We start from the raw sequence: 12796 nt of genomic DNA, 5'->3' as shown, positions 1-12796 counted from the left end.
CAAACCTCGTTAGTAATCTTTACAGAGTGCAAGCCATAATGCAATCGTTTGCACTCCCTTTTTGTGCTTTTTTTGACCACCGGTCAGTGCTGGTGTCCCTCTTCTACCTGCCCCTTCTCGACAAGCAGAACCTCTGTCGTAATCAACAGCGTCGCCAGTGACGATGCGGTCTGAACCGCCAGCCTCGTGACTTTTGTGGGATCGATAATCCCTGACTCGAACAGGTGTTCTATTTTTCCTGTTGCGGCGTTCAAACCGTAGTCAAGACTGCCACCGCGAATATTCTCGATAATCACTCCCGGTACCAGACCGGCATTTTCCGCGATCGTCGAAAGCGGCGCCTCCAGCGCCCTGATGGTAAGAGCGTATCCGGCAGCTTCGTCGGGCGTCAGCTCTGCAGGCGGATCCATCTTCTCGATCGCCCGCAACAGGGATACGCCACCTCCCGGAACATACCCTTCCTCGATAGCCGCACGCGTAGCCTGGATAGCATCCCCAATCCTGTCCTTTCTCTCCTCCAGCTCTACCTCTGTCGCTGCGCCTACCTTGATAATGCCGATACCACCGGAAAGCCTCGCCTTTCGCTGCATCAATTTTTCCCGGTCATAGTCTGAAAACGCATCCGGTATCTGCTGCTTGATCTGGTCGATTCGGTCGGTGATCGCATCCGGGTCACCAGCGCCATCTATAATGGTGCTGGTATCCTGGGTTATAACGACCCGTCTGGCACTCCCCAGATCGGCCTCCTGGAGATCAGCAATAGTGACGCCAAGGTCACTTGATACCAGGCTGGCCCCTGTCAATATCGCAATATCGGCGATCATATTTTTACGCCGATCACCAAACCCCGGCGACTTGACAGCTGCAACCTTTACCCGACCTTTCATGTGGTTAACAATCAACGTGGGCAGAGTGTCGTGCTCAAACTCTTCGGCAATGATCAGAAGTGGGCGCCGCCCCTTGCCTACCATCTCCAATAAAGGGACCAGGTCATTGAATGAGTCAAACTTTCCGTCGATGGCCAGGATCAGTGGATTTTCGAAATCCACCGACATGCTTTTGTGATCATTGATAAAGTGGGGGGATGCGTATCCGCGGTCAAACTGCATGCCTTTGACCAACTTCAGCTCCAGATCAAGACCAGTCCCATCCTCAACCGTGATCACCCCTTCAATGCCAATTTCACTCATGGCATCGGCAATCATTCCACCGACCGCTCTGTCGCCATTTGCAGAGATGGTCGCGATACGGCGAATGGACTCAGGCTCATTGCAGGGCAGCGACATGCTGATGAGAGCAGCGACCGCATCTTTTGTTGCCTGCTCTATACCGCGCTTGACAGCTACGGGGCTCATATTTGCCGCGACCGCCCTCATCCCCTCGTTCATGAGAGCCTGAGCAAGGACAGTGGCCGTTGTGGTGCCATCGCCTACCTCTTCATTAACCTTGGAGGCAACATTGCGCGCAAGGCGCGCGCCGGTATCTTCTATCTCGTCTGATAATTCGGTTTCCTTTGCAACCGACACACCATCCTTTGTCACGTATGGCAGACGATCCTTTTTACTGATCACGACATGCCGACCACAAGGGCCCAGAGTTGCCTTGACCGCATCACCGAGTGCGTTTATTCCCCGCAACAATGAATTTCGGGCTTCCTGGTTGAACTGGATATGCTTGGCTGACATAAGCAATAAACTCCTGAATAATAATGATTAGTTGGCTTTATTGTTCACTGGCCCATGCCAGCACATCGCTGAGGTGAATAATCACCCTGCTAACACCAGCGACCGCCACCACTTCTCCCTGCCCGGGTACAAAGAAAACAGTATCGCCCGGTTCCATGCCTTCAAGGCGGGACCTTGCTTCATAGCCAACCTCAACAACGCGCCCTTTCGGGGACTCTCCAGAGCTTCTGTTTGACATGACAATGCCCTGGGCAGACTCGTGTCGTTGCTCTATCAATTCCAAAATCAGGCGGTCGGGAGCGGGATGCAACGTCATAATAAAGTTCTCCAATTGGTAAATTCTTTGTGGTTGCTTATATTTATTGAGTGCGAGCAAAACTCTTCAAATCAATGTAGCGCAATCGTTTGCATTTGTAAAACCGCTTAGCTAGACTTGTCACATCACCTGAAACCCAAACAAAGACAATACGCGAGGGGAAGATATGGATAAGACACGCTTAGAAAACAAAAACTGCCTGATTACCGGTGCAGCCAGGGGTATTGGTGCTGCGGTTGCCGAGCACTACGCGGCGCAGGGCGCGAAAGTCTGTGTCGCGGACGTCAACCTTGAAGGCTGTCAGGAAGTTGTAGCCCGGATACAGGAGAAAGGCGGAAAAGCGATAGCAGTTGCTCTGGATGTAACCAAGAGAGACCAGATGAAAGCAGCCGTTCAGGCTACCGTCGAGGCATTTGGCAGCCTCAACGTAATGCTGAATAACGCTGGCATCAACAAGCCCCTGATGTTTCTTGATATCACCGAAGAAAACTGGCAGCAGATCATGGATGTTAATGCCTGGGGTTGCCTGGTCGGCATGCAGGAGGCAGCGAAACAGATGATTGCCCAGGGCAAGGACAATGGCCCGTATAAAATCATCAATGTGGGTTCAATTCTAAGCCGCCAGGCATTTGACGACGTCATCCCCTATTCGTGCAGCAAACATGCGGTTCAGGCAATGATAAATGGTGGCGCCAAAGCGCTGGTTGACCACAACATAACGGTCAACGGTTATGGCCCAGGCGTCGTGCGAACGGAACTGTGGGAGCAGCTGGACAAGGATCTCGTTGCCATCGGCAAGTTTGAAAAACAGGGGCAGTCCATGGACGAGCTGGCCGAAAAGATGATCCTCATGAAGCGTTATTCCTACCCGGAAGACATCGTGGGTACCGCCTCTTTCCTCGCCAGCAATGAATCTGACTATATGACGGGCCAGTTGCTGATGATCGATGGCGGCATCGTGCTCCAGTGAGGGACTCGAACTCCACAGATCTTTGCGAAATCGATCTTCGTCGATGATGCCCTGACGCTAAACCGGCATTCCATTGTTGTGGTTGTGTTGTTTCCACTCCTCCTTGTCAGTCAAAGGGAGCTTGCGCCAGCATATGCTGGCGCTTTTTTATTCAGTTCTCTCTCCGATTGCGCCCATCACCGGCAAAGTTCTGCGCACCAGATTCATCAGTCTTTCATCAACAAGCTGGGGCATGAATAGCTGTTTTTTGATGCAAACGTTTGCATTATTGATGCGCTTTTGCTAAAAATTGAATGTGCAGTTGCACATCCTATGTAAACAAAAACAATACGGAGAGAACCATGACTAGTGTGATACCGAAGGCTAGGCTGAAGTTTCAGAGCTTATCTGCTGTCGCTGGTGCGCTTGCAATGCTTTGCACCTCAACGATACTGGCGCAAGAATCGGCCGGTTACCGGATGGACGATATTGAAAACCGGATCGCGGATCTTGAGAACACCATACCTCTCAGAGTCGGCGTCGGGATCGAGACACTTTATATCCTTGCGGACCACTCCGAAGCCAGTCGCGAAAAGAGCGGTGATTATTTTCTCGACAAGTTCGAATTGATCATAAGCGGAGATTTCGACGGCGGACTCTATTACCGTTCCAGATGGGATTATCAGGTAACCCAGCAGGCCTTTTTCCCTGCCTGGACCTACGCCGGGCTGAAACACAACGACAACTGGTCGACAGAAGCCGGCGTGATTATTCAACCCCTTGGAGCGGGCGTGGACGGCTCCTATTATGACAACAGCTTTTTGAGTGACGTGCCTCTGTGGATCGGCCTGGCAAACAACTCCGAGCCGGGTATCAAAACCATGTTCAGCCAGGGCAACGCCGACTGGGTGTTCGCCTTCACCAAAAACGCCGAGTTGACCAGCAAACCCACGGCCCGTTTTCGCCCTGATCTGATCGCCCAGAACGGCCTGTCCGAGGTGGAATTAAATAATACCTTTCACGGTGGCGGTGCTTACACCATTGACCTGGATGGAGCGACTCTGCAACTGGGTTCCAACGGTCAATATGGCGACCTGTTCAACACGGTGACAAATGACAGCGGGGGTGAGCACTGGGCAGCGACTGCTTTTGCCAACTACAACGCCGGTGGCTTTGCATTGACTCTCCAGGGCATGGTGTACGACTACAACCTGGACAGAGCACCTGTCGGTGGCCCAGCTACCACGGACACCGTTTATCTGTCACAAGGCAAACCGATTCCGGCAAGCGGCAATGTCTACTCAACCCGGATCTCCTACACAATGCCAGCGTCCGTTGGCATCTTTGACACCGTCAAGTTCTATCACGATTACGATTTTCTCGACAGTGGCAGCGAAGACACCATCTCCGCTGACGACACACAGTTCAGCATTGCTGGCGTTCACCTCTCAAGAGGTGCCTTTAACACCTGGGTCAGTGTGTATACGTCCAAGAACGCCGACTTTGCAAACGGCGGACCTGATGACGACACCTGGAACACTCAGTTCACCGTCGTAGGTGCTTTGTACTTCTGATAACGAGGGAAAAAGCTTCTGGCAACGGACTGCCAGTCAAACTTTTAAACACCTGAGTCTGATCTCGTTTTCGGATTTATTGAATTCCCGGGAGGGAAAATGAAAAAAATATTCGGTATACCGTCGGTTATTGCAGCCGGCATTTTTGCGATGGCTGGCTCTGGAAGCGCCTTGGCGCAGACCGAGCTGAGATGGGGGCACGTCTACGAGTCCCAGTCGCCCTACCATGAATGGGCAGAGTGGGCCGCCAAAGCTTTTGAAGAGCGCACTGACGGAAGGTATTCAATTGAGGTGTATCCGTCGTCGTCTCTTGGCAAGCAGACGGATCTGGCCGAAGGCCTGGAGCTCGGCACAGTCGACATTATCTATGACGGGCAGTTCTTCGCCGGTCGCCGCTACGGACCAATGGCCATTGGCAGTGCGCCGTTCATGTTCCGGGACTTTGCTCATTGGGAAGCGTACCGCGATTCTGATCTTTTACAGGATCTTTCCCAGGGATACACCAAGGCTACCGGCGACGATATCGCCGGACTGGTGTACTACGGACAACGACACGTGACGTCCAACAGTGAGATCAACGTGCCAGCCGATATGGAAGGTATGAAGATTCGTGTACCCAATGCGTCACTGTACAAGATGTTCCCGGAGGCCGTGGGCGCTAACGCCACTCCAATGGCATTTGCCGAGGTTTATCTGGCACTGCAGCAAGGCGTTGTGGATGCCCAGGAGAATCCGCTTCCTACCATTCAGTTCAAGAAGTTCCACGAGGTCCAGGACTACATAACCCTGACCGGTCATATCACCGACGCACTGCTCACGATCGTTGCCGGTCGGATGTCAGACAGCATGCAGGAAGAGGATTATGGCACGTTGATGACGGTGTTGAGCGAAGCCGCCGTGGGCGCCTCGGAAGATATCCGCAGTTCTGAACTGGAGTTGGTGGAATGGTTCCGCGAACAGGGCATCACGGTTAACGAGGTGGATCGTGCGCCCTTCCGGGCTGCTGTCGCTGAAGAGCTGAATGGTCCAGAGGCGAGCTGGAACCGCGAAACCTTCGACAGGCTGCAGGCCCTGGAGTAATCCGCCATGGCCGACGAGAATTTCAGTACGCCAAATCGTACTCCCACTCCTGACAACAGTGCAGAACGTTTCCGCATGCCAGCACTGGACGCAGGCGTGGTAATCGTTCTTTTCTGGCTACTGGCGCTGGTGGTTTTTACCCAGTTCTTCACGCGTTATGTGCTTAACGACTCGATTGGCTGGACGGAAGAGCTCGCCCGCTATCTGCTGATCGTCGTTACCTTTGCCGGCGCCTGTATTGCAGTTCGCCGCAATACCCACATTTCGGTCGAGTTCTTCTATCGCTATCTGCCACCGGGAGCCGCTCGCGGTCTATCCACTATGGTAGATCTTCTGAGGACCGGACTGTTTGCTGTGCTTACCGTGCTTTGTGTTCAGCTTGCAGGTAATACCCGGCAGATGATGACCGCGATTGAGCTGCCAAAATCCGTCCTCTACGGCTTTGTTGCCGGCTGCTTTGCGTTAATGACGGTGTATTCGGCAATGGTTGCCTGGCGACACATCGTCAGCGGCAAAGCCGATGTTTCGCCCGACGTACCCACCGGGCCGGCAGGGTAAGGGGCGCACTATGCTGATCCTGTTCGGGACACTTGCTCTGCTATTGATCATCGGCATGCCGGTTGCGCTGGCCCTGGCTGGTGCCTCTCTGGCGTTCCTGCTGCTAGAGAGCCCGCTGCCAGCGGTCGTGGTGGTGCATCGCATGATCAATGGTGTGGATAGCTTTCCCCTGCTGGCTGTGCCCTTCTTCATTCTCGCCGGTAGCCTGATGAACCATAGCGGGATCACGGATCGGATTTTCAATTTTGCCAAAGCACTGGTCGGATGGATGCGCGGGGGACTGGGCCATGTAAATATTGGCGCTTCGGTGCTGTTTGCCGGCATGTCCGGTGCTGCGGTTGCTGATGCTGGTGGTCTTGGAACCGTCGAGATCAAGGCCATGAGAGAAGGTGGGTATGACGGAGATTTCGCCGTCGGTATCACCGCCGCCTCATCCACTATCGGACCGCTTATTCCACCCTCCCTGCCACTGGTCGTCTATGGGGTGGTGTCATCAACCTCGATCGGCGAGCTCTTTGCCGCCGGCGTTCTGCCCGGGCTGTTGATGGCTGTGGCGCTGATGGTCATGGTGGCCTGGTACGCCAGGGTTCGCGGCTATGGCAGTGATGCGGGTTTTGCCTGGTCCATCCTGTGGCAAACGTTCAGACAGGCTTTTTTGTCACTGCTGACACCGGTCATTATCGTTGGCGGCATCCTGGCAGGCCTTTTTACCCCAACCGAGGCAGCCATTGCCGCCTGTGCCTACGCATTGCTGTTGGGCGGGGTTATCTACAGGGCACTGGACTTCGGCAAAATAAAGGCAATCTCCCTCGACACAATCGAAACCACGGCAATTGTGCTGCTGATCGTAGCCGCTGCGTCCATTTTCTCCTGGATCCTGACCTCCAACCAGGTCACTGCATTAGTGGCGGACGCGATTCTGGGCCATACCCAGAACGTTGTGCTGGTGTTGCTGCTCATCAACGTGGTGCTTCTGGTTGTCGGCTTTTTCATGGAGCCGGTGGCCGCTATCACCATCCTCACGCCAGTGCTGTTGCCAGTAGTGGTAGCCCTGGGCGTGGACCCCGTGCATTTCGGCATCATGATGATCCTGAATCTTATGCTTGGCCTGCTAACACCACCTGTCGGGATGGTGCTGTATGTGCTTGCACGTGTCGCCGATATCAAGTTTGAGAGCGCAGTACGTGCCACAGCACCGTTCCTCATTCCATTAGTTATCGTGCTTTTGCTTATCACCTATGTTCCGGCCGTCTCAATGTGGCTGCCGGAACTGCTCTATCGCTAACCTCTGAAGACTGGACAATTACAATGAACGCCAAAACCAGAACCAAGACCAAAACCAGTAATGCAACCAGGAAGGATCTGAGTAAGGAGGACGCTCTGCGGATGTATACCCAGATGGTGCGCATCCGCACCTTCGAGGACAACGCAAACCAGCTTTACCTTGCCGGCAAGATGCAGGGCCTGACTCACATGTATTCCGGCGAAGAAGCCGTCGCTGTCGGCATCTGCGAGGCGCTGAACGATAACGACCGCATTACCTCAACCCACCGGGGCCACGGGCATTGCGTAGCCAAGGGTGCAAACTACAAAGAGATGTTCTGCGAATTGCTGGGAAAGGAGGAAGGCTACTGCCGGGGCAAGGGCGGCTCGATGCATATCGCCGACCAGAGCCACGGCAATCTGGGTGCCAACGCCATTGTCGGCGGCTCCATGGGAATTGCAACCGGCTCGGCGCTGCGCGCCAAATTGCTGGGCCAGGATGACGTGACCGTCTGCTTCTTCGGGGACGGGGCCACCGCACAGGGCCTGCTGTACGAAGTGATGAACATGGCCGCACTGTGGAACCTGCCGGTTATTTACGCCTGCGAAAACAATGGCTATTCAGAATATACCAAGACCGAGGAGATCGCTGCCGGCTCAATCACAGCGCGGGCAGAGGCTTTCGGCATCGAGGCGTTCTCCATTGATGGGCAGGACGTTCTTGGCGTCAACGAACTGAGCAGGAAACTGGTCGCACGGTGCCGAAATGGTGAAGGGCCTTTCTTCGTTGAGCTGATGACCTACCGCTATCACGGCCACCATGTGGGCGACATCAACCGCGAGTATTACCGCTCCAAGAAAGAAGAGGCCGACTGGAAGGAAAACCGTGACCCCATCATCCGATTCCGTGGCTGGCTGGTCGAACAGGGCATCGCCACCGAAGAAGAGATCGAGACGTTGAACGAGCAGATCAAGCAGGATGCTAAAGAAGCCGTCGCCTATGCCGAAGCCGCCGCCTATCCGGACGCCGCAGAGGTAGATATGCATGTCTATGCGGAAACCGATACTGCCACGCTGCAAGCCGGAAACTGAGGGAGATCATATTATGAGAGAAATTACACTGTCCCAGGCTGTAAACGAGGCGCTGGCCGAAGAGATGCGGCGTGACCCGACAACCTTCATTCTAGGCGAGGACGTGGCCGAAGCAGGCACGCCATTCAAGGTACTGTCAGGCCTGGTTGAAGAATTCGGTACCGAACGAGTGATTGATACACCCATCTCCGAACCCGGCTTCGTGGGACTCGCCGTAGGGGCTGCCCTCACCGGTGCCCGGCCGATTGTCGATCTGATGTTCGGCGACTTCATCTACCTGGTAATGGATCAACTGTGCAATCAGGCGGCCAAGCAGCAATACATGTCCGGCGGCAAGCTGAGCGTGCCCATGGTACTTCGTACCAATCTGGGTGCTACGCGCCGATCAGGGGCGCAGCACAGCCAGTCGCTGCATGTACTGGTCGCCCATATTCCGGGACTCAAAGTGGCACTGCCATCTTCCGCCTATGAAGCCAAAGGACTGATGAAAACAGCGATCCGGGATAACAACCCGGTAGTCATCATCGAAGACAAGCTGATGTATCAGGACAAGGCGCCGGTGCCCGAGGAGGAATACCTGATTCCGTTTGGTGAGGCCAATATCAAACGTGAAGGCACCGACATCACCCTGATCGGTACGTCCTCCATGGTGCAGGTCGCCGAGGCCGCCGCAAAAATTCTGGAAGCCGAAGGCATCAGCGCCGAAGTGATCGACCCCCGCACAATTGTGCCGCTCGATGAAGAGACCCTGCTGAAAAGTGTCCGCAAAACCAGCCGCGCGATTGTTATTGACGAGGGCCACCAGAACTATGGCATAACCGGCGAAATCGCCAGCCGGCTGAACGAAAAAGCCTTCTATTATCTCGATGCTCCGGTGCTGCGCATGGGGGCAATGGATGTGCCGGTACCCTTCAGCCCCGTGCTCGAGGATCTGACAGTACCGACACCTGAAGGCGTCGCCGAAAATGCGCGCAGGCTCTGCGCCGGGGAGATGATCCATGCCGCTTGACGTCATCATGCCAGCACTCGGGATGGCGCAGGACAGTGGTGTCATTCTTGCGTGGCGCAAATCACCCGGGGACCCAATTTCAGAAGGGGACGCCCTGTTTGAAGTGGAAACAGATAAAGCTGTGATGGAAGTCGAAGCGCAGGGCACAGGCTTTCTGACGGATGTTACGGCCGCCGCCGGCGAAGCGGTACCGGTGGGGCGTGTCGTTGCGCGCATCTCGGAAACACCTGAAAACACCGGAACCACGCATGAGGTCGCAGAGGAAAAGTCCAGCGCAACTGACGATCAGGCCAGTCCGGCAATTCCTGAAGGAGAACAGGTCATTATGCCGGCGCTGGGTATGGCCCAGGACGCCGGCCTGATCGTTGCGTGGCGCAAGTCTCCCGGTGATCCGGTAACCGCCAGCGACATCCTGTTTGAAGTGGAAACGGATAAGTCCGTCGTGGAAGTCGAGGCCGGTCATGATGGATTTGTCGCGGCCCTGTTGGCGGAAAAGGGCGAAGAAGCGCCGGTGGGCCATGTGATTGCAATCATCACCCGCGAAAAACCGGAATCGCCTGTCCAGCTTAGCCTGAAAGCCAGTGGCAAGTCGGCGGAAACCGCAGAGCCGGTGAAACCAGCGGAATCGGTTAAACCCGCACCTGCCCCGTCGCAGTCTCCGGTGCCAGAGAAAAGAGGACCGGCCCAGGAGGTTCCCGCAGAGGGGGGGCGCATTCTTGCCTCACCCAAGGCCCGTCGGCTTGCCCTTGAGCGCGGCCTGGACCTTGGCCGCCTGGCCGAACACGGTTACCCGCAGCCCTATCACGTCAGGGACCTGGATGTGCTGGAAAAGCTGCCCGCAGCGAAAGCCCCACAGCTTTCCGGTGCAGCACCCGCCCGTTACCTGTCCGCCGAGGTGCCTGCAGCTGGCTTCCATGAGTTTGCCGAGTGGGCTGCCAGGGAGACTGACCTGACCAGCACCGGCGCCCTGTTGGCGGCGTTCGGGGGGGCGAGCATGGGCCGCAAGAGTGTGGTCGTAGCGCTGGAGACCTTTGGCAAGACACAGCTTTATGCAGTTCGTGGGCGACGACTTGTCGACATGGACGAGGCAGAGCCTGGCGTTGCGCCTGATCTGAAATTGCGCGACTTGCGGTTTGGCCGCGTGAGCGCTCTTCAGATCGGCCCCGAGGACACCCCGGTACTGAGCGTTCTGAACGCGGGGGATGGCCTGAAACTGACGCTGGAATGCGCCGCTGAGCACCTGGATGCTCCCGCAGCCATTGCCCTGCTTTCCGATTTCGCAGGCCGGATGGAGCAGCCGCTCCGTCACCTGCTCTGAGCTATGGAGTAGTGCCAATCATGACAGACATTATCGCATCGCCCTCCGTTCGGGCGCTGGCCCGGGAAAAGGGTATCGACATCGGGGTACTTGCCCGGGATCTACGCCGCAACAATATCGTGCGTGAGGATCTTGAGGATCGGAAATCCGCTGCCGTAAATGAGGTAACTGGGGACACATCCTACTGGGATGTGGATCATTCCCGGTATGGCAGTGTGACAGAAGAGCCAGTGAGCCGCTTTGCGCAGGTAGCGGCCGCCAATCTGGCGGCTGCGCAGACACTTATTCCCGCAGTGACCCACCATGAACGTGCATATATCAGCGCAGTGGAGACCTGGCGGCAGGAACTGAAACCAGAGGCACAGGCCCGTGGCGTAAAGCTGACAGCGCTTGCCTTTCACGTGGTCGCCCTGGCCCGCTGCCTGGAGGAATTCCCACGATTCAACGCATCGCTTTCAGCGGACGGCAAGACTCTGGTATACAAGGAATATGTTCATATCGGCATCGCTGTGGATACCCCCCACGGCCTGATGGTTCCGGTACTTCGCGATGCGCAGAACAAAGGGCTGTGGCAGATCGCTGAAGAGATCGCTGATCTGGCGTCGCGCGCGCAAAAACGAAAGGTCGGCGCTGACGAAATGGGGGGTGCATCAATGACGATCACAAACCTGGGCGGCATCGGTGGCGTTGGCTTTACCCCCATCGTCAATCCACCCGAGGTGGCGATACTGGGTCTCACCCGCCCTGAAACCATACCAGTCTGGGATGGACACGCCTTCCAGCCTGCTCCGGTGGTTTCGGTGGACCTGAGCTACGACCACCGGGTGATCAATGGAGCTGACGCAGCACGTTTTTCTGCACGCTATTCAGCTCTGCTGTCAGATCCAAGGCGGCTGGTAGTGTGAGGCGGGTTCGGTAACAGTCTACAAACCTACCCGGGCATTTGCCTGCCAAGGCGCCGGGTCACTTTAGGATAGCGTCTCGCAAGCGCCCCGGCGAAACGGTATTGTTGGCAGACATGCCTCAATGCCTCTGACGACGGGAGGACAGCATTGTGTTCAAGAAATGTTGTATCCAAAGCAAAGGTTGCGCGACATCCTGGTTTTCTCCGGTGACTGTTCTTCTGCTTGCCTCCCTCACCCTGCCACGCTCCGTTCAGGCCGCAAGTGACTTCTATCTGCTTTACCGCCAATGGCAGCCGTATGACTGGCCGGAAGAAGTGCCCTCAGCCACCGAGATAAGCCGTTCCCAGCGTGGCCTGGGTTGGAACAGTCAGAGTGCAGCAGGCGGGTTCGGTGCTGATTACGATTATCAGCCGCTGCGCATACGTACCGGTGAACCGGCGCACAACGGCCACTTGCACCGGCTGACCTTCGGTGGCCAGTGGCAGCACCGGCTTTATCGCCTGGAAGCGCGGGCCGGCTTTGCCGGTACCTCCAACATATTCAAGTATCGGGAATTTCACAGCGATGTGGTGAATGGTCGTGTGGCAATGTTCCGGCAAGTGAGTGAGGGCTCGCCCCTGAGCCTGGGGGTCGGCGGCGACCATCGCTTCGGTTCTTTCCGCTGGCTTCCCAGGGTACGCTGGAAACACACGAACGATAACGGCCACTGGCTGGTGGACCTGCCTGTGCTGATGCAATGGCAAAGCTCCGGTGAACGCTGGGGGCTCAGGCTGGAACGCAAAGGGGATCGCTGGGCCACACTTGATGGCGCCCGCGAGGTCGAAGGCGCGCTGTATCTGCGGGAGTGGCGAGCGGAGCTGACATACCGGATCCGCTCGGCTGAAAACTTGTGGCCAGCGGTGGTTCTGGGGCTGGGCGCCAGCGTGGATACCCGTGTCAGGTATCAGGACCTGGAGTCGGGAACCCTGGACCTGCGGCTGGGCGATGCCCTTCTGGGGAGTATCAGGTTGGGCTGGTAGACCCAGGCCGCAAGCAACAGCTCTTACA

General features: G+C 56.1%; 12 protein-coding genes. 10 read left to right on the top strand and 2 right to left on the bottom strand.

Annotation, left to right across the window (positions count from 1 at the left end):
- Window positions 1-83: 83 nt before the first annotated feature.
- Both groL and DIT71_RS13735 read right to left on the bottom strand, forming a co-directional pair.
- On the bottom strand, window positions 84-1685 hold the full coding sequence (gene groL, locus DIT71_RS13740) for a chaperonin GroEL (protein WP_114613801.1): 1602 nt from the start codon (window positions 1683-1685) through the stop codon (window positions 84-86).
- Between the two features lie 37 nt (window positions 1686-1722).
- Complete coding sequence (locus tag DIT71_RS13735; RefSeq protein WP_144114497.1) at window positions 1723-2001, bottom strand: co-chaperone GroES; 279 nt, start codon at window positions 1999-2001, stop codon at window positions 1723-1725.
- A 166-nt stretch (window positions 2002-2167) separates the two neighbouring features.
- On the opposite strand from DIT71_RS13735, the gene DIT71_RS13730 reads away from it, so the two are divergent.
- From DIT71_RS13730 to DIT71_RS13685, 10 genes are all read left to right on the top strand, one after another.
- Entirely contained in the window at window positions 2168-2971 is an 804-nt protein-coding gene (locus tag DIT71_RS13730) for an SDR family NAD(P)-dependent oxidoreductase (RefSeq protein ID WP_114613799.1), read from the top strand.
- A 458-nt stretch (window positions 2972-3429) separates the two neighbouring features.
- The gene (locus DIT71_RS13725) at window positions 3430-4524 is read left to right on the top strand and encodes a hypothetical protein (protein WP_144114496.1); all 1095 of its coding nucleotides are present in this window, start codon (window positions 3430-3432) and stop codon (window positions 4522-4524) included.
- Window positions 4525-4623: 99 nt separating this feature from the next.
- Entirely contained in the window at window positions 4624-5604 is a 981-nt protein-coding gene (locus DIT71_RS13720) for a sialic acid TRAP transporter substrate-binding protein SiaP (RefSeq protein WP_114613797.1), read from the top strand.
- Between the two features lie 6 nt (window positions 5605-5610).
- Window positions 5611-6162 (top strand): TRAP transporter small permease, encoded by a 552-nt coding sequence (locus DIT71_RS13715; RefSeq protein ID WP_114613796.1) that lies wholly within the window; start codon window positions 5611-5613, stop codon window positions 6160-6162.
- A gap of 10 nt (window positions 6163-6172) precedes the next feature.
- The gene (locus DIT71_RS13710) at window positions 6173-7447 is read left to right on the top strand and encodes a TRAP transporter large permease (protein ID WP_114613795.1); all 1275 of its coding nucleotides are present in this window, start codon (window positions 6173-6175) and stop codon (window positions 7445-7447) included.
- A 23-nt stretch (window positions 7448-7470) separates the two neighbouring features.
- A complete protein-coding gene (locus DIT71_RS13705) occupies window positions 7471-8517 on the top strand; it encodes a thiamine pyrophosphate-dependent dehydrogenase E1 component subunit alpha (RefSeq protein WP_114613794.1) in 1047 nt (348 codons plus the stop codon).
- Between the two features lie 10 nt (window positions 8518-8527).
- Complete coding sequence (locus DIT71_RS13700) at window positions 8528-9526, top strand: alpha-ketoacid dehydrogenase subunit beta (protein WP_199491027.1); 999 nt, start codon at window positions 8528-8530, stop codon at window positions 9524-9526.
- Window positions 9516-10844, top strand: a complete 1329-nt coding sequence (locus tag DIT71_RS13695) for a biotin/lipoyl-containing protein (RefSeq protein WP_114613792.1) — start codon at window positions 9516-9518, stop codon at window positions 10842-10844. The genes DIT71_RS13700 and DIT71_RS13695 overlap by 11 nt, the downstream gene beginning before the upstream one ends.
- Window positions 10845-10864: 20 nt before the next feature.
- On the top strand, window positions 10865-11749 hold the full coding sequence (locus tag DIT71_RS13690) for a 2-oxo acid dehydrogenase subunit E2 (protein WP_114613791.1): 885 nt from the start codon (window positions 10865-10867) through the stop codon (window positions 11747-11749).
- Window positions 11750-11955: 206 nt separating this feature from the next.
- Window positions 11956-12768 (top strand): hypothetical protein, encoded by an 813-nt coding sequence (locus DIT71_RS13685; protein ID WP_114613790.1) that lies wholly within the window; start codon window positions 11956-11958, stop codon window positions 12766-12768.
- The last annotated feature ends 28 nt before the right edge of the window (window positions 12769-12796 follow it).

Origin of the sequence: Marinobacter vulgaris, assembly GCF_003344045.1 — a bacterium.
Classification (GTDB): Bacteria; Pseudomonadota; Gammaproteobacteria; order Pseudomonadales; family Oleiphilaceae; genus Marinobacter; species Marinobacter vulgaris.
Note: the sequence above shows the minus strand (reverse complement) of the source record. Positions and strands in the feature narration are given on the sequence as shown.